The sequence below is a fragment of the Escherichia sp. 94.0001 genome (genome assembly GCF_013369155.2).
GTDB classification, from domain to species: Bacteria; Pseudomonadota; Gammaproteobacteria; order Enterobacterales; family Enterobacteriaceae; genus Escherichia; species Escherichia coli_F.
Genome location: NZ_JABWMS020000029.1, coordinates 26,054 through 42,967, shown reverse-complemented (window position 1 = coordinate 42,967; position 16,914 = coordinate 26,054). Strand labels below are relative to the sequence as shown.

Here is a 16,914-nt window from a genome sequence, read left to right as displayed (position 1 = left end):
TGCATATTTTTGTAGGCCGGATAAGGCGTTTACGCCGCATCCGGCAACATGAAGCGTAATTTGTCAGCAACGTGATCCCCCGCCACCGGCGGGGTTTTTTCTGCCCGCAATTTACCGGTAACCCCTAAATAACCCCTCATTTCACCCACTAATCGTCCGATTAAAAACCCTGCAGAAACGGATAATCATGCCGATAACTCATATAACGCAGGGCTGTTTATCGTGAATTCACTCTATACCGCTGAAGGTGTAATGGATAAACACTCGCTGTGGCAGCGTTATGTCCCGCTGGTGCGTCACGAAGCATTGCGCCTGCAGGTTCGACTGCCCGCGAGCGTGGAACTTGACGATCTGCTACAGGCGGGCGGCATTGGGTTACTTAATGCCGTCGAACGCTATGACGCCCTACAAGGAACGGCATTTACAACTTACGCAGTGCAGCGTATCCGTGGCGCTATGCTGGATGAACTTCGCAGCCGTGACTGGGTGCCGCGCAGCGTGCGACGCAACGCGCGTGAAGTGGCACAGGCAATAGGGCAACTGGAGCAGGAACTTGGCCGCAACGCCACGGAAACTGAGGTAGCGGAACGTTTAGGGATCGATATTGCCGACTATCGCCAAATGTTGCTCGACACCAATAACAGCCAGCTCTTCTCCTACGATGAGTGGCGCGAAGAGCACGGCGATAGCATTGAACTGGTTACTGATGATCATCAGCGAGAAAACCCGCTACAACAACTGCTGGACAGTAATCTGCGCCAGCGGGTGATGGAAGCTATCGAAACGTTGCCGGAGCGCGAAAAACTGGTATTAACCCTCTATTATCAGGAAGAGCTGAATCTTAAAGAGATTGGCGCGGTGCTGGAGGTCGGGGAATCGCGGGTCAGTCAGTTACACAGCCAGGCCATTAAACGGTTACGCACTAAACTGGGTAAGTTATAACGTCAGTAAATGCCGCACTTTAACTTTGACTACCAGGAGTTCTTAATGATGGTGCAGCACCTGAAAAGACGGCCATTAAGCCGCTATCTTAAAGACTTTAAACACAGCCAGACCCATTGCGCGCATTGCCGTAAATTACTCGATCGCATTACCCTCGTTCGCGACGGCAAAATAGTGAATAAAATCGAGATTTCCCGCCTGGACACGCTGCTTGATGAAAATGGCTGGCAAGTGGAACAAAAATCATGGGCGGCATTGTGCCGATTCTGCGGTGATTTACATTGCAAAACACAGAGTGATTTTTTCGATATTATCGGCTTTAAGCAATTTCTTTTTGAGCAAACTGAAATGAGCCCAGGTACGGTGCGTGAATATGTCGTTCGTCTGCGCCGTTTGGGTAATCATCTTCACGAGCAAAATATTTCCCTCGATCAGCTGCAGGACGGTTTCCTTGATGAAATCCTCGCCCCGTGGCTGCCCACCACCAGCACCAACAATTACCGCATTGCGTTACGGAAGTATCAACACTATCAGCGTCAAACGTGTACCGGACTTGTGCAGAAATCCTCCAGCCTGCCTGCTTCTGATATATATTAAATAAGAATAAGATGTAGCGGAGTTGTTTTTGTGTTTACAAACAATGGCTCTACACTGCAAACAGACATAACAACATTCGGGGTGAATATGAAATTAGCACATCTGGGACGTCAGGCATTGATGGGTGTGATGGCCGTGGCGCTGGTTGCGGGCATGAGCGTTAAAAGTTTTGCAGATGAAGGTCTGCTTAATAAAGTTAAAGAGCGCGGTACGCTGCTCGTAGGGCTGGAAGGAACTTATCCGCCGTTCAGTTTTCAGGGGGATGACGGCAAATTAACCGGTTTTGAAGTGGAATTCGCCCAACAGCTGGCAAAACATCTTGGTGTTGAGGCGTCACTAAAACCGACCAAATGGGACGGTATGCTGGCGTCGCTGGACTCTAAACGCATTGATGTGGTGATTAATCAGGTCACCATTTCTGACGAGCGCAAGAAAAAATACGATTTCTCTACCCCGTACACCATTTCCGGTATTCAGGCGCTGGTGAAAAAAGGTAACGAAGGCACCATTAAAACGGCTGATGATCTGAAAGACAAAAAAGTGGGGGTCGGTCTGGGCACCAACTATGAAGAGTGGCTGCGCCAAAATGTTCAGGGCGTCGATGTGCGTACCTATGATGATGACCCGACCAAATATCAGGATCTGCGCGTAGGCCGTATTGATGCGATCCTCGTTGACCGTCTGGCTGCGCTGGATCTGGTGAAGAAAACCAACGATACGCTGGCAGTAACCGGTGAAGCATTCTCCCGTCAGGAGTCTGGCGTAGCGCTGCGTAAAGGAAATGAAGACCTGCTGAAAGCGGTGAATGATGCAATTGCGGAAATGCAAAAAGATGGCACTCTGCAAGCCCTTTCTGAAAAATGGTTTGGTGCTGATGTGACCAAATAATCAGCATAATGACAAAAAAGGGCGCTTTCACTAGCGCCTTTTTTATTTACGCGTTTTCAGCGTGCATAATAAGAAAATCACAACAACACACATCGGAGGCTGTTATGCCACTGCATAATTTAACCCGTTTTCCACGGTTGGAATTTATCGGCGCGCCAACGCCGCTCGAATATCTGCCACGCTTTTCTGATTATCTTGGACGGGAAATTTTCATCAAACGGGATGACGTCACCCCCATGGCAATGGGCGGCAATAAATTACGTAAGCTGGAATTTCTTGCGACAGATGCTCTGCGCGAAGGTGCCGATACGCTGATTACTGCCGGGGCGATCCAGTCTAACCATGTGCGCCAGACTGCCGCAGTCGCTGCGAAACTCGGTCTGCACTGCGTTGCGCTGCTGGAAAATCCTATTGGCACAACCGCAGAAAACTATTTAACCAACGGCAATCGTTTGTTGCTGGATCTGTTCAATACCCAGATTGAAATGTGCGACGCACTGACCGATCCCAATGCCCAACTGGAGGAGCTGGCGACGCGAGTCGAAGCACAAGGCTTTCGCCCGTATGTCATTCCGGTTGGCGGTTCTAATGCTTTGGGTGCGCTGGGTTATGTGGAGAGTGCGCTGGAGATCGCGCAACAGTGTGAAGGGGCGGTTAATATTTCGTCGGTGGTGGTCGCATCGGGCAGTGCCGGAACTCACGCCGGACTGGCTGTTGGGCTGGAACACCTGATGCCTGAAAGCGAACTGATTGGCGTGACCGTGTCGCGTTCCGTTGCCGATCAATTGCCGAAAGTGGTTAACCTCCAACAGGCGATTGCGAAAGAACTGGAGCTGACCGCATCAGCGGAAATTTTACTCTGGGATGACTATTTTGCACCTGGCTACGGCGTGCCGAACGACGAAGGCATGGAAGCAGTGAAATTGCTGGCGCGCCTGGAAGGCATTCTGCTTGATCCTGTGTATACCGGAAAAGCGATGGCGGGGCTGATTGACGGTATCAGTCAGAAACGCTTCAAAGATGAAGGGCCGATTCTGTTTATTCATACCGGCGGCGCGCCTGCGCTGTTCGCCTATCATCCCCACGTTTAGCTCCGGAAACGCTCATGCAAGAAAGTATACAACTGGTTATTGATTCCTTGCCGTTCCTGCTGAAAGGGGCTGGGTATACGCTGCAACTCAGTATCGGCGGCATGTTTTTTGGCTTACTGCTAGGGTTTATTCTCGCGCTGATGCGCCTTTCGCCAATCTGGCCCGTGCGCTGGCTGGCGCGTTTTTATATCTCTATTTTTCGTGGTACGCCACTCATCGCACAACTGTTTATGATCTATTACGGCTTGCCGCAGTTTGGCATCGAACTAGATCCCATTCCGTCAGCAATGATTGGTCTGTCGCTAAACACTGCCGCCTATGCTGCCGAAACGCTGCGCGCCGCCATTTCTTCTATTGATAAAGGTCAGTGGGAAGCTGCTGCCAGTATTGGTATGACGCCGTGGCAGACCATGCGTCGCGCGATTTTGCCACAGGCGGCGCGGGTGGCGTTGCCGCCGCTGTCGAACAGCTTTATCAGCCTGGTAAAAGATACGTCGCTGGCCGCGACAATCCAGGTGCCGGAGCTGTTCCGTCAGGCGCAGTTGATTACCTCGCGTACGCTGGAGGTGTTCACCATGTATCTGGCGGCTTCGCTCATCTACTGGATCATGGCGACAGTGTTATCGACGTTGCAGAACCATTTTGAGAATCAACTTAATCGCCAGGAGAGAGAACCAAAATGAGTGCCATTGAAGTTAAGAACCTGGTGAAAAAATTCCACGGTCAGACGGTGCTGCACGGTATCGACCTTGAGGTGAAGCCTGGCGAAGTAGTGGCAATTATCGGTCCGAGTGGTTCCGGCAAAACCACGTTGCTACGCAGCATAAATCTGCTGGAACAACCGGAAGCGGGAACCATCACCGTTGGCGATATCACCATTGATACTGCACGTTCATTAAGTCAGCAAAAATCGCTGATTCGCCAGTTGCGTCAGCACGTCGGGTTTGTCTTCCAGAACTTTAATTTGTTTCCGCATCGTACGGTGCTGGAAAACATTATTGAAGGGCCGGTGATCGTCAAAGGCGAACCGAAAGAAGAGGCCACGGCGCGCGCTCGCGAGCTGCTGGCGAAAGTTGGGCTGGCAGGTAAAGAAACCAGCTATCCACGTCGTTTGTCTGGCGGTCAACAGCAACGTGTCGCGATTGCGCGAGCGCTGGCTATGCGTCCTGAGGTGATTTTGTTTGACGAGCCAACGTCGGCGCTGGATCCAGAGCTGGTGGGCGAAGTCCTGAACACCATCCGTCAGCTGGCGCAGGAAAAGCGCACGATGGTGATTGTGACGCACGAAATGAGCTTTGCCCGGGATGTTGCGGACCGGGCGATCTTTATGGACCAGGGGCGGATAGTCGAGCAGGGGGCCGCAAAAGCGTTATTTGCCGATCCTAAGCTGCCTCGCACCCGCCAGTTCCTCGAGAAGTTTCTGCTGCAATAATAAGAAAAAATCAGCCCCGACGATTTACCAGTCGGGGCGGGACGCCACTTCAAACGTGATAAAACTGCTTAACAAATCAGCATAACTCATTAATAACATAAGAGAATGCGATGGCTTGCAAAAGTAATTCATTGCCTGAATAATATAAATTATATATAAATCTTATTTATGTGATAGTTTGCATTATCATTATAAATGATACTCACTCTCAGGGGCGTTGCGGTTTACTATGCAGGATACGGATTTTTTCAGCTGGCGTCGCACGATGCTGTTGCGTTTTCAGAGGATGGAGGCCACAGAAGAGGTCTACCATGAAATAGAGCTTCAGGCTCAGCAGCTGGAGTACGATTACTATTCGTTATGTGTTCGCCACCCGGTACCATTCACGCGACCTAAAGTAGCTTTCTACACCAATTACCCTGAGGCGTGGGTGAGTTATTATCAGGCAAAAAACTTTCTCGCCATTGATCCTGTGCTGAACCCTGAAAACTTTAGTCAGGGCCATTTAATGTGGAATGATGACTTATTCAGCGAAGCACAGCCGTTATGGGAAGCCGCGCGCGCACACGGTTTACGCCGTGGTGTCACCCAGTATTTAATGCTGCCAAACCGGGCGCTGGGCTTTTTGTCCTTTTCCCGTTGCAGCGCGCGCGAAATACCCATTCTTAGTGATGAACTGCAATTAAAAATGCAGTTACTGGTGCGCGAAAGTCTGATGGCTCTGATGCGTTTAAATGATGAAATAGTGATGACGCCAGAGATGAATTTCAGCAAGCGCGAAAAAGAAATTCTGAAATGGACGGCGGAAGGGAAGACATCAGCAGAGATAGCGATGATTTTGTCAATCTCTGAGAATACGGTCAATTTCCATCAGAAAAACATGCAGAAAAAAATCAATGCACCGAATAAGACCCAGGTTGCCTGTTACGCGGCCGCTACTGGCTTAATTTGATCGCTTTTCTTTCTGCGTGCCAGATGCAAAAACCGGCTGAAAGGCACGCTCTCAGCCGGTTTTATATTACTGACGGTAGGCTTGTTTAATTTGCTTAACCGTTTTGGAAAATACTGCAGCCTGGGTTTCGTCTTCGATCAGCGCAAGCTGTTTTTCCATCTTTAACATCACGCGGCCCGCGTCAGCTTGTCCCATCGCCTGCAGCATCAGCGTCAGCATCGCTTTCAGGCAGGAGACTTCATTTGCCAGTTCTTGATTATTCTCGGCAGTAGAAAAATCAGGCGTACTCATTTATTTTCCTCGTCATGTTGCAATGAAAATTTGCGGTGAAAAATGTTAAGGCGGCGGAGTATACCATAAGCTTTGCTAAAAATAGCAGTGGTTGTTTTTTGAGCGTGCCGTCAACGGTGCTATTAAATGCGTTAATATAATGACCAATAAATATTTTTATCATGAATGTTTTTTGCCCGTATTGTTCGGGTTAATTAATGTTACATATTCAGCGGGCTGATTTTCATTTTTGCTGAATAAAGGTAATTTTTGTCACATTTCGTCGCAGGGCTTACTGTGAAACGATCCGGTAAGCCGTTGGTGACGGGCGTGACCATAACTGTGGACAATCGAATTGACAAAAACGAGAGAAAAATCGAATACCCACCATTTTTAACGTTTCAAAGTTGCAATAAAAACCGCTAATATACGAATGACTAACTATCAGTAGCGTTATCCCTATTTCTGGAGATATTCCTTTGATCAACGTTCTACTTGTTGATGACCACGAACTGGTGCGCGCAGGGATACGACGCATTCTGGAAGATATAAAGGGTATAAAAGTCGTCGGTGAGGCATCGTGCGGTGAAGACGCCGTTAAGTGGTGCCGGGCAAATGCCGTTGACGTGGTGCTAATGGACATGAGTATGCCGGGCATTGGCGGTCTTGAGGCGACGCGTAAAATCGCGCGTTCCACAGCTGATGTCAAAATCATCATGCTTACTGTCCATACAGAAAACCCTTTACCAGCGAAAGTCATGCAGGCCGGTGCTGCGGGCTACCTCAGCAAAGGCGCGGCTCCGCAGGAAGTCGTGAGTGCGATCCGTTCTGTCTATTCAGGGCAGCGTTACATTGCTTCTGACATCGCTCAACAAATGGCGTTAAGCCAGATCGAACCAGAAAAAACAGAAAGCCCATTTGCCAGTTTGTCTGAACGTGAATTGCAGATTATGCTGATGATCACCAAGGGCCAGAAGGTCAATGAGATCTCAGAACAGCTCAATCTCAGTCCGAAAACGGTGAACAGCTACCGCTATCGTATGTTCAGTAAACTAAACATTCATGGCGATGTTGAGCTGACTCACCTGGCAATTCGCCATGGTCTGTGTAATGCGGAGACATTATCAAGTCAGTGAGTGATCAGTTTGACGCAAAAGCGTTTTTAAAAACCGTAACCAGCCAGCCAGGCGTTTATCGCATGTACGATGCTGGTGGTACGGTTATCTATGTCGGCAAAGCGAAAGACCTGAAAAAACGGCTTTCCAGCTATTTCCGTAGCAACCTCGCTTCGCGCAAAACCGAAGCGCTGGTCGCCCAGATCCAGCAAATTGATGTAACGGTTACGCATACGGAAACCGAAGCGCTGTTGCTGGAACACAACTACATCAAACTCTATCAGCCGCGTTACAACGTTTTGCTACGCGATGATAAATCTTATCCTTTTATCTTCCTGAGTGGCGATACCCACCCGCGTCTGGCGATGCATCGTGGTGCGAAGCATGCCAAAGGTGAATATTTCGGCCCGTTCCCGAATGGCTATGCCGTACGTGAAACACTGGCGTTACTGCAAAAGATATTCCCCATTCGCCAGTGCGAAAATAGTGTTTATCGCAATCGCTCGCGTCCGTGTCTGCAATATCAGATAGGGCGCTGTCTGGGACCGTGCGTTGAAGGACTGGTGAGTGAAGAAGAATACGCTCAGCAGGTCGAGTATGTGCGCCTGTTTTTGTCTGGCAAAGATGATCAGGTGCTTACGCAACTCATTAGCCGTATGGAAACTGCCAGCCAGAATCTGGAGTTTGAAGAAGCGGCACGTATTCGCGACCAAATTCAGGCGGTGCGACGCGTCACCGAAAAACAGTTTGTGTCCAATACCGGCGACGACCTTGACGTTATTGGTGTGGCGTTCGATGCGGGCATGGCTTGTGTCCACGTATTGTTCATTCGTCAGGGTAAAGTGCTCGGCAGCCGCAGCTATTTCCCGAAAGTGCCGGGCGGTACGGAACTGAGCGAGGTGGTGGAAACCTTCGTAGGTCAGTTCTATTTACAAGGCAGCCAGATGCGCACCTTACCGGGTGAGATCCTGCTCGATTTTAATCTTAGCGATAAAACGCTGCTCGCCGATTCCCTTTCAGAACTGGCGGGACGCAAGATTAATGTTCAAACCAAACCTCGCGGCGATCGGGCGCGTTATCTGAAACTCGCGCGCACCAATGCGGCGACGGCCTTAACCAGCAAACTCTCGCAGCAATCTACCGTTCACCAGCGACTGACCGCGCTTGCCAGCGTGTTGAAATTGCCGGAAGTGAAGCGGATGGAGTGCTTTGACATCAGCCATACCATGGGTGAACAAACCGTCGCCTCCTGTGTGGTATTTGATGCTAACGGCCCGCTGCGTGCGGAGTATCGGCGCTATAACATTACTGGCATTACGCCGGGCGATGATTATGCGGCGATGAATCAGGTGCTGCGTCGGCGTTATGGTAAAGCCATCGACGACAGTAAGATCCCGGATGTGATCCTTATCGACGGCGGCAAAGGCCAGCTTGCACAGGCGAAAAATGTCTTCGCCGAACTGGATGTCTCATGGGATAAAAATCATCCGCTGCTACTTGGTGTTGCCAAAGGAGCAGATAGGAAGGCTGGGTTGGAAACGCTGTTCTTTGAGCCGGAAGGTGAGGGATTCAGTTTGCCGCCAGATTCTCCCGCGCTGCATGTTATCCAACATATTCGCGACGAATCACACGATCACGCGATTGGCGGGCACCGCAAAAAACGGGCGAAGGTCAAAAATACCAGTTCCCTGGAAACCATTGAAGGCGTCGGGCCAAAACGTCGGCAAATGTTGTTGAAATATATGGGCGGTTTGCAAGGTTTACGTAACGCCAGCGTCGAGGAAATTGCAAAAGTGCCGGGTATTTCGCAAGGTCTGGCAGAAAAGATCTTCTGGTCGTTGAAACATTGATGTCTCTGTAGCAACATAGGGGTAATCTTACTGACAACAGATAGTTACCCGTCATTATGCAATTTAATATTCCTACGTTGCTTACACTGTTCCGTGTCATCCTTATCCCATTCTTTGTATTGGTCTTTTATCTACCTGTCACCTGGTCGCCGTTTGCCGCCGCGCTCATTTTCTGCATCGCGGCGGTGACTGACTGGTTCGATGGTTTTCTGGCACGCCGCTGGAACCAGAGTACCCGGTTTGGTGCTTTCCTTGACCCTGTAGCAGATAAAGTTCTCGTGGCTATCGCCATGGTGCTGGTAACCGAGCATTATCACAGCTGGTGGGTGACATTACCGGCGGCAACGATGATCGCCCGTGAAATTATTATTTCTGCGCTACGCGAATGGATGGCAGAGTTGGGTAAACGCAGTAGCGTGGCTGTCTCCTGGATTGGGAAAGTGAAAACCACTGCCCAGATGGTAGCGCTGGCCTGGCTGCTGTGGCGTCCGAACATTTGGGTTGAGTACGCCGGTATTGCACTTTTCTTTGTGGCTGCGGTACTGACTCTGTGGTCAATGTTGCAATATTTGAGCGCTGCGCGTGCAGATTTGCTTGATCAGTGATCGTTTCGGCGCAATTTTCAGCAAACGATCAAAAGTGGTGAAAAATATCGTTGACTCATCGCGCCAGGTAAGTAGAATGCAACGCATCGAACGGCGGCACTGATTGCCAGACGATAATAAAATCAAGTGATTAACTGATTGCTTGATGAATGCGGGAATAGCTCAGTTGGTAGAGCACGACCTTGCCAAGGTCGGGGTCGCGAGTTCGAGTCTCGTTTCCCGCTCCAGTTTAAAAGACATCGGCTTCAGCGGATGTCCGGCTGAAAAGCCTGAAGAATTTGGCGCGTTAACAAAGCGGTTATGTAGCGGATTGCAAATCCGTCTAGTCCGGTTCGACTCCGGAACGCGCCTCCACTTTCTTCCCGAGCCCGGATGGTGGAATCGGTAGACACAAGGGATTTAAAATCCCTCGGCGTTCGCGCTGTGCGGGTTCAAGTCCCGCTCCGGGTACCATGGGAAAGATAAGAATAAAATCAAAGCAATAAGCAGTGTCGTGAAACCACCTTCGGGTGGTTTTTTTGTACCTGCAACTTGTCGTTACACCCTCCTTAATTTTTAATCACCGGCTAAGCCTCTCAAAAAGTATCTCTGATACGGACCGCCATGTAAGATAGGTGCTGGCGAGTTGAGATCCACAAGGAAAAGCGTATGAAAACGGGACCGTTAAACGAAAGTGAGTTGGAATGGCTGGACGATATTCTGACCAAATACAACACTGACCACGCCATTCTTGATGTGGCGGAGCTGGACGGTTTATTGACGGCGGTGTTGAGTTCTCCGCAAGAGATTGAACCGGCACAGTGGCTGGTTGCCGTATGGGGTGGGGCTGACTATGTGCCACGCTGGGCGTCAGAGAAAGAGATGACGCGCTTTATGAACCTGGCTTTTCAGCATATGGCCGATACCGCAGAGCGTCTGAACGAATTCCCGGAGCAGTTTGAGCCGTTATTCGGCTTGCGAGAAGTCGATGGCAGCGAGCTGACGATTGTTGAGGAGTGGTGCTTTGGCTATATGCGGGGCGTGGCACTTTCTGACTGGTCAACGTTGCCCGATTCGTTAAAACCGGCGCTGGAGGCGATTGCGCTGCACGGTACTGAGGAAAACTTCGAGCGGGTAGAGAAGATGTCGCCAGAAGCGTTTGAAGAGAGCGTAGATGCCATTCGACTGGCGGCGCTTGATTTACATGCATACTGGATGGCGCATCCGCAGGAAAAAGCTGTTCAGCAACCGATCAAAGCAGAAGAGAAACCGGGTCGTAACGATCCTTGTCCGTGCGGCAGTGGTAAGAAATTTAAGCAGTGCTGCCTGCATTAAGAGGTCAAATTGGGTGTCAGCGTTAATTCTGGCACCCAATAAGATCTAATCATCCCACTTCTGGTAACAAGCCTGCCGCAATCAAAAATTGCACGCCAATCACAGCAATACCACAGAGAAACACCACCACCAGCGCCGGACGACCACCTTTCACCCGGTAACCCGCCTGAGGATTGTGCTTTCTGCTTTGCCAGGTCAACAGCGAAGGGATAATCAATGCCAGTACCGCCAGCGCCACACCGGCGTAACCCAGCGCCATTACAAATCCTCGTGGATAAAACAGTGCAAACGCTAACGGCGGCAGAAAGGTAATTGCACCAGTTTGCAATCGTCCACCAACGGTATTTGAACGCTGAAACAAATCTGCCAGATAATCAAATAAACCTAACGCAACGCCGAGGAATGACGTGGCGAGGGCTAAATCAGCAAATAAATGCACCGCCAGCTCAACATGCGGAGAGGCCACCATTTCGCGTAACGCCTGTAACAGCCCGTTTAATCCGGCATGATTAGCCAGCAATCCCATAAAGGTTGTTGAATCAATGCTGCCAAGCGTCGCCAGCTGCCAGAAAATATATGCCACCAGGGGGATCGCACTACCGGTTATAAACACCCAGCGTAGCTTACGAATATTGCCATCCATATAACTGACAATGCTCGGCACGCTACCGTGAAAACCAAACGACGTAAAAATCACTGGGATTGCAGACAGTGCCAGCCCCTGTTGCAACGGCAGGGTTAAAAGATTCACCTTATGAATATGCGGAAGTAGCAGTACCAGCATCACCACCAGAAAAATAATTTTGGCGCTGAACAGAAAACGGTTAAATAAATCGACCAGCGAAGTTCCGACACAAACCACGCCACCGGCAACAAAAGTGAACAACAGCACGCCAGCGGTTGCCGACATTGAAATACCTGTCCAGTCGCTGATGCTGGAAGCCAACAATTCACCAGCACCGCTGATGTATGCCGCAGTCAGAGCATACATTAAGAACATCATACTGAAGCCCGTCAGCCACTGACCGTAGCGTCCCAGATAGCGTTTTGCCAGCGTGCCCAGACCGGTATCTGCCGGGACATGCTGGTACACCTCCAGTAGTAATAGCGCCGTGTAGCACATCAACGCCCAAAGTCCAATCAACAAGATTAACGTGACGCTAAAACCAACACCTGCCGCAGCCAGCGGCATTGCCAGCATGCCTGCGCCAATTGTGGTTCCCGCCACGATAAAAACACTTCCCAGAGTTCTGTTTTTCACGCTTTCTTCTGTCCTGACGATCTTTATGAGTGATATCTGCGGCGCAGGTTAAGGCATAACGGCTGCTTCGTCAAACTGGCGTTACATATGGTGTAAATATAAATGTACAATAAAATGCGTTCAGTCCTGCGCTGGCGCAAAGTCTTGGTAAGCGGCAATCGCTACGCTAGCCTTTTTTTGAGGAGGAACGATGGACTCTATTCACGGTCATGAAGTGTTAAATATGATGATTGAATCAGGTGAGCAATATACGCATGCCAGTCTGGAAGTTGCGATTAAAGCGCGTTTTGGTGAACAGGTACGTTTTCACACTTGCTCGGCAGAAGGGATGACAGCGGGAGAGCTGGTAGCGTTTCTGGCAGCAAAAGGCAAATTTATACCTTCGGAAGAAGGTTTTTCGACCGTTCAGAGTAAGATTTGCCGTCACTGATTTGAAACGGCGGCAGTAAACCTGCCGCCGGAGAACATTAGTTTTGTGTGTCGAGGGTAGAGAGTTCTTTGTCGATAAAATACAAACCTTCGCCGCTTTTGCCTGCAAGGCTTAATTTATCAATAATCGATTTGAACAGTTTCTCTTCTTCATGCTGCTCAGAAACATACCATTGCAGGAAATTAAATGTTGGGTAGTCCTGATTGGTCATTGCAGCATGAGCCAGTTCGTTAATTTTCTGCGTGATTAATTGTTCGTGTTTATAGGTTTCCTGGAATAATTCATCAAGTGAGGAATATTCAGCAAACGGAGATTCAACGGTATTAATACGCGGTAAGTTGCCGGTATCAGTCAGATAATCAAACAGACGCTGCATATGCGTCATCTCTTCCTGGGCGTGGCGGCGCAGGAACGCGGCAGCACCTTCGAAGGTATGATAGCTGCACCAGGCGCTCATTTGCTGATAAAGCAGTGAAGAGTACAGTTCCAGGTTCATCTGCTCATTAAGTTTTTCAATCATTTCTGGTTTCAGCATGATAGTGCTCCACAAAGGTTATATTTGTTGCTGTGGCGTCACTATAATTTGTTATTTTATTATTTGCAAAAGGTAAAATATAAACTTCATTTATTAAAAATACGAATGGGAATAAAACGCATTACCGCTATTTATTTAATCAGCGAAGATCCCCCTCGCTGATTAAAACGTTTAGAGAAAGACAGGGAAGGCGGAATGATGGCACTGATATGACAAAGTGAATTCCGTATTCAAACATAAGGAACCCGCAAAGAGGCTACAGTTGCCTACTGGCTGACCAAAGGGGATAGCGTGGGTATAGCCTTCCTGCTGGCATGCGCGATCGGCGATCCCGCGACTGACATAACGATCGGTACGGGCATGCTGCAAAAAAGCCTGATCATAAACCAACCGAACAATACCTGTTGCCGCGTCAACTTCGCCCACATGAGCCTGGCGAGTAACTGTGCACCCCGCCAGCGTTATTAATGAAAGAGTCAGAATCAGAAGTCTCATGGTCCAGCCAGAAGAGTAAAAGAAAGCAGTATTTTACGCGTTACAGCGCTGCGACAATGGCCGGAAAAGACGCCTGGCAGGCGCTATTTCTCGCCATCTGTATGTGTCAGAAATGGGGGTGCTGCTTTTTGATTATCATTTTTATAACATTAAAGGGGTGTTTATGTGATTTGCATCACATAAAGATTGATTTTTGTGATGGTTGTCATATTATAAGTGCAAAGACAATAACACCTGCATAACAAATAGTCGGAGTGCCGCGATGAAACTGCGCAAGATCCTGAAAAGTATGTTCAATAACTATTGCAAGACGTTCAAAGACGTACCGCCAGGCAATATGTTCCGATAACAAAAAACCTGCTCCGGCAGGTTTTTTTGTGTCCTGATGACGGTGTATGTGACTATCGCTGAAGATGTGAAGCCGCTACTATAACGGCTTTCAAAATGCTATCAGGAGTTTACGATGTCCCAGCCGCTGAATGCCGATCAGGAACTGGTTTCTGATGTGGTTGCTTGCCAGTTGGTTATCAAACAAATTCTCGACGTTCTGGATGTAATCGCGCCCGTTGAAGTTCGCGAAAAAATGTCCAGCCAGCTGAAGAATATCGACTTTACTCACCATCCCGCCGCCGCAGACCCGGTCACCATGCGGGCAATCCAAAAAGCCATCGCGCTGATTGAACTCAAGTTTACCCCACAGGGCGAATCCCATTAAAAAAACCACTGCTTCAAACAGATGAGGCAGCGGTTTCTCAAAAACTTCATCGGCGCAATGCATTAGCGCCGATGTATGATCAATGCAGCTGGTGTGACACGACATTCAGAACATGTTGGTCGGTCTGCACAGGGCACATACCAGCAAGTTTCGCACTGCGCACTTCATCAAGAATGGTTTGCAGCAACAGGCCATCATGCTGCTGCTCTTTTTCCAGATCGCGCAGGAAATTGACGGTTGAATCATCATTCAGTTCTTTAGCTTCATCGGCTAACTGTGCCAGCGTGCTTGAACGTTGCTCGTATTCTTCCATCGTTTTTTGGAAAAGTTCTTCCAGTGAGTTCAGTTTTTCACCGGGAACATCAATGGCTTTAACGATGGGAGTAGCGCCGACACTCTTCATAAAGTTAAACATGCGCATCATTTGGGTCACGTTACTCTGTGCCTGGGCGCGAAGGAAAGTGGCGGTGCCGTTCAGACTCTGTTCAGAACACCAGTTACTCAGGTGAAGGTAGAGATTGGATGCGTAAAACTCGCGGTTCATTTGAGAGTTGAGTTTGAGAAGCATTCCAGCGGTTGCCATACCTAATATCCTTATATCCAGAAGTGGAGAGGTGCAAGATAAATCAAAACACCATAATTACTGTTTGCAGAATAATTCCTTTCTGCCGGTCCGAAATGTGATCGTGGAGTCAATTCTGACGATGATCTGAAATAAGAATAACGTCTGAACGGGTATAAGAAAATGCTTAAATCATCAAGTTTATATATTTTTACATTTCATTGATGAAATCAATGTAACTGCAATGAATTTTAATGATGATGCTTTTTGTATCTTGTTGATATTAATAGGGGGATTTGAATTCATGATGAAGCAATGATTTTTTAAAACGTTTTTTCATTTTTGCGATATGGCTCTCAGTATACGTGTTCTGTTAATTAATGAGCACAGTGATAATTAATGGCGAAATGAATGACGCGCATTTTCCACATCTTTGAGTTGTGGTTATTACACCATTTCAAAAACTCAACGCCAGGTAATGTGGCCAATTGACTGGTTAAAAAGAAGACGTTCCGTATGGGTACAAAACACAACAAGGACTTCCAGGCTAATCTTATGGATTAATCTGCTGTGTACTCGATGATTTGTCTGACAAATGAGCCTTTCTCTATGTCTTTTCCCGCTAAATTTATGCACGTTCTCACTGTAATTCTGCGATGTGATATTGCTCTCCTATGGAGAATTAATTTCTCGCTAAAACTATGTCAACACAGTCACTTATCTTTTAGTTAAAAGGTAATGCTTTGTTTTCCGATTAAATTAACGAGAGTTATTCGTTTTTGCCCTACACAAAACGACACTAAAGCTGGAGAGAACCATGCACAAATTTACTAAAGCCCTGGCAGCCATTGGTCTGGCAGCCGTTATGTCACAATCCGCTATGGCGGAGAACTTGAAGCTCGGTTTCCTGGTGAAGCAACCGGAAGAGCCGTGGTTCCAGACCGAATGGAAGTTTGCCGATAAAGCCGGGAAGGATTTAGGGTTTGAAGTTATTAAGATTGCCGTGCCGGATGGCGAAAAAACATTGAACGCTATCGACAGCCTGGCTGCCAGTGGCGCGAAAGGTTTCGTTATTTGTACTCCGGACCCGAAACTCGGCTCTGCCATCGTGGCGAAAGCGCGTGGCTACGATATGAAAGTCATTGCCGTGGATGACCAGTTTGTTAACGCCAAAGGCAAGCCAATGGATACCGTTCCGCTGGTGATGATGGCAGCGACCAAAATTGGCGAACGTCAGGGCCAGGAACTGTATAAAGAGATGCAGAAACGTGGCTGGGATGTCAAAGAAAGCGCGGTGATGGCGATTACCGCCAACGAACTGGATACGGCACGTCGCCGTACTACGGGATCTATGGATGCGCTGAAAGCGGCCGGATTCCCGGAAAAACAAATTTATCAGGTACCTACCAAATCTAACGACATCCCGGGGGCATTTGACGCTGCCAACTCAATGCTGGTTCAACATCCGGAAGTTAAACATTGGCTGATCGTCGGTATGAACGACAGCACCGTACTTGGCGGCGTACGTGCAACCGAAGGTCAGGGCTTTAAAGCAGCCGATATCATCGGTATTGGTATTAACGGTGTGGATGCAGTAAGCGAACTGTCTAAAGCACAGGCAACCGGCTTCTACGGTTCCCTGCTGCCAAGCCCGGACGTACATGGCTATAAATCCAGTGAAATGCTTTACAACTGGGTAGCAAAAGACGTTGAACCGCCAAAATTTACCGAAGTTACCGACGTGGTACTGATCACGCGTGACAACTTTAAAGAAGAACTGGAGAAAAAAGGTTTAGGCGGTAAGTAATCTGCCGAAAAAATTCCCCTCTGCATGATGCAGAGGGGGTGTGAACGACCAGT

22 protein-coding genes and 3 tRNA genes are annotated in these 16,914 nt (G+C 48.7%); 18 read left to right on the top strand and 7 right to left on the bottom strand.

Annotated features, from left to right (window positions below; translation table 11 throughout):
* The first annotated feature begins 222 nt into the window (after positions 1-222).
* The 7 genes from fliA (at position 223) to sdiA (ending at position 5,902) form a co-directional block, all read left to right on the top strand.
* A complete protein-coding gene (fliA, locus tag HEN33_RS14595) occupies positions 223-942 on the top strand; it encodes an RNA polymerase sigma factor FliA (RefSeq protein WP_001087467.1) in 720 nt (239 codons plus the stop codon).
* A 45-nt stretch (positions 943-987) separates the two neighbouring features.
* Complete coding sequence (gene fliZ / locus HEN33_RS14590) at positions 988-1,539, top strand: flagella biosynthesis regulatory protein FliZ (RefSeq protein ID WP_024182848.1); 552 nt, start codon at positions 988-990, stop codon at positions 1,537-1,539.
* Positions 1,540-1,626: 87 nt separating this feature from the next.
* Positions 1,627-2,427 (top strand): cystine ABC transporter substrate-binding protein, encoded by an 801-nt coding sequence (tcyJ, locus tag HEN33_RS14585; protein ID WP_001337798.1) that lies wholly within the window; start codon positions 1,627-1,629, stop codon positions 2,425-2,427.
* Between the two features lie 104 nt (positions 2,428-2,531).
* Positions 2,532-3,518: a D-cysteine desulfhydrase gene (gene dcyD, locus HEN33_RS14580; RefSeq protein WP_176263768.1), complete on the top strand. Its 987-nt coding sequence runs from the start codon at positions 2,532-2,534 to the stop codon at positions 3,516-3,518.
* A gap of 14 nt (positions 3,519-3,532) precedes the next feature.
* Positions 3,533-4,201, top strand: a complete 669-nt coding sequence (gene tcyL / locus HEN33_RS14575; protein WP_001158220.1) for a cystine ABC transporter permease — start codon at positions 3,533-3,535, stop codon at positions 4,199-4,201.
* The gene (gene tcyN / locus HEN33_RS14570) at positions 4,198-4,950 is read left to right on the top strand and encodes an L-cystine ABC transporter ATP-binding protein TcyN (RefSeq protein WP_176263767.1); all 753 of its coding nucleotides are present in this window, start codon (positions 4,198-4,200) and stop codon (positions 4,948-4,950) included. The genes tcyL and tcyN overlap by 4 nt, the downstream gene beginning before the upstream one ends.
* A gap of 229 nt (positions 4,951-5,179) precedes the next feature.
* A complete protein-coding gene (gene sdiA, locus HEN33_RS14565; RefSeq protein WP_176263766.1) occupies positions 5,180-5,902 on the top strand; it encodes a transcriptional regulator SdiA in 723 nt (240 codons plus the stop codon).
* A 66-nt stretch (positions 5,903-5,968) separates the two neighbouring features.
* Here the strand turns inward: sdiA and yecF are convergent, their stop codons facing one another.
* Genes yecF through HEN33_RS26960 form a run of 3 tightly spaced genes read right to left on the bottom strand, consistent with a single transcriptional unit; the run spans position 5,969 to position 6,510 of the window.
* Positions 5,969-6,193: a DUF2594 family protein YecF gene (gene yecF, locus HEN33_RS14560; RefSeq protein ID WP_000106474.1), complete on the bottom strand. Its 225-nt coding sequence runs from the start codon at positions 6,191-6,193 to the stop codon at positions 5,969-5,971.
* Complete coding sequence (yecU, locus tag HEN33_RS14555) at positions 6,180-6,356, bottom strand: protein YecU (RefSeq protein WP_001302050.1); 177 nt, start codon at positions 6,354-6,356, stop codon at positions 6,180-6,182. Before yecU ends, yecF begins: the two co-directional genes overlap by 14 nt.
* A 37-nt stretch (positions 6,357-6,393) precedes the next feature.
* Complete coding sequence (locus HEN33_RS26960; RefSeq protein WP_001302039.1) at positions 6,394-6,510, bottom strand: hypothetical protein; 117 nt, start codon at positions 6,508-6,510, stop codon at positions 6,394-6,396.
* Between the two features lie 141 nt (positions 6,511-6,651).
* Between HEN33_RS26960 and uvrY the strand changes: the two genes are divergently transcribed.
* The 7 genes from uvrY (at position 6,652) to yecA (ending at position 11,056) form a co-directional block, all read left to right on the top strand.
* The gene (gene uvrY / locus HEN33_RS14550; RefSeq protein WP_000611328.1) at positions 6,652-7,308 is read left to right on the top strand and encodes a UvrY/SirA/GacA family response regulator transcription factor; all 657 of its coding nucleotides are present in this window, start codon (positions 6,652-6,654) and stop codon (positions 7,306-7,308) included.
* Positions 7,305-9,137: an excinuclease ABC subunit UvrC gene (uvrC, locus tag HEN33_RS14545; protein WP_001283421.1), complete on the top strand. Its 1,833-nt coding sequence runs from the start codon at positions 7,305-7,307 to the stop codon at positions 9,135-9,137. Before uvrY ends, uvrC begins: the two co-directional genes overlap by 4 nt.
* A gap of 56 nt (positions 9,138-9,193) precedes the next feature.
* Positions 9,194-9,742: a CDP-diacylglycerol--glycerol-3-phosphate 3-phosphatidyltransferase gene (gene pgsA / locus HEN33_RS14540; protein WP_032279737.1), complete on the top strand. Its 549-nt coding sequence runs from the start codon at positions 9,194-9,196 to the stop codon at positions 9,740-9,742.
* A 151-nt stretch (positions 9,743-9,893) separates the two neighbouring features.
* Positions 9,894-9,969 (top strand) — tRNA-Gly (locus HEN33_RS14535).
* 53 nt (positions 9,970-10,022) lie between these two features.
* Positions 10,023-10,096: transfer RNA gene (locus HEN33_RS14530), tRNA-Cys, on the top strand.
* A 12-nt stretch (positions 10,097-10,108) separates the two neighbouring features.
* Positions 10,109-10,195, top strand: a tRNA-Leu gene (locus HEN33_RS14525).
* 195 nt (positions 10,196-10,390) lie between these two features.
* Positions 10,391-11,056: a UPF0149 family protein YecA gene (yecA, locus tag HEN33_RS14520; RefSeq protein ID WP_000847882.1), complete on the top strand. Its 666-nt coding sequence runs from the start codon at positions 10,391-10,393 to the stop codon at positions 11,054-11,056.
* Positions 11,057-11,105: 49 nt separating this feature from the next.
* Here yecA and tyrP read toward each other — a convergent pair whose 3' ends face one another.
* Entirely contained in the window at positions 11,106-12,317 is a 1,212-nt protein-coding gene (gene tyrP / locus HEN33_RS14515) for a tyrosine transporter TyrP (protein WP_000797564.1), read from the bottom strand.
* A gap of 190 nt (positions 12,318-12,507) precedes the next feature.
* On the opposite strand from tyrP, the gene HEN33_RS14510 reads away from it, so the two are divergent.
* The gene (locus HEN33_RS14510) at positions 12,508-12,747 is read left to right on the top strand and encodes a YecH family metal-binding protein (RefSeq protein WP_176263765.1); all 240 of its coding nucleotides are present in this window, start codon (positions 12,508-12,510) and stop codon (positions 12,745-12,747) included.
* Between the two features lie 37 nt (positions 12,748-12,784).
* Here HEN33_RS14510 and ftnA read toward each other — a convergent pair whose 3' ends face one another.
* Positions 12,785-13,282, bottom strand: coding sequence for a non-heme ferritin (gene ftnA, locus HEN33_RS14505; RefSeq protein ID WP_000917208.1), 498 nt, complete (start codon positions 13,280-13,282; stop codon positions 12,785-12,787).
* Between the two features lie 171 nt (positions 13,283-13,453).
* Entirely contained in the window at positions 13,454-13,777 is a 324-nt protein-coding gene (locus HEN33_RS14500) for a YecR-like lipofamily protein (RefSeq protein ID WP_001237859.1), read from the bottom strand.
* A 262-nt stretch (positions 13,778-14,039) separates the two neighbouring features.
* Here HEN33_RS14500 and azuC point away from each other — a divergent pair, with 262 nt between their 5' ends.
* On the top strand, positions 14,040-14,126 hold the full coding sequence (gene azuC, locus HEN33_RS14495; protein WP_010723106.1) for a stress response protein AzuC: 87 nt from the start codon (positions 14,040-14,042) through the stop codon (positions 14,124-14,126).
* Between the two features lie 114 nt (positions 14,127-14,240).
* Positions 14,241-14,492, top strand: a complete 252-nt coding sequence (gene yecJ, locus HEN33_RS14490; protein ID WP_000082120.1) for a DUF2766 family protein YecJ — start codon at positions 14,241-14,243, stop codon at positions 14,490-14,492.
* Positions 14,493-14,571: 79 nt separating this feature from the next.
* Here yecJ and HEN33_RS14485 read toward each other — a convergent pair whose 3' ends face one another.
* Positions 14,572-15,075 carry a non-heme ferritin-like protein gene (locus HEN33_RS14485; RefSeq protein ID WP_000179469.1) on the bottom strand — a complete coding sequence of 168 codons (504 nt, stop codon included), beginning with the start codon at positions 15,073-15,075 and terminating at the stop codon, positions 14,572-14,574.
* A 796-nt stretch (positions 15,076-15,871) separates the two neighbouring features.
* On the opposite strand from HEN33_RS14485, the gene araF reads away from it, so the two are divergent.
* Positions 15,872-16,861 carry an arabinose ABC transporter substrate-binding protein AraF gene (araF, locus tag HEN33_RS14480; RefSeq protein ID WP_000548675.1) on the top strand — a complete coding sequence of 330 codons (990 nt, stop codon included), beginning with the start codon at positions 15,872-15,874 and terminating at the stop codon, positions 16,859-16,861.
* Positions 16,862-16,914 lie beyond the last annotated feature (53 nt).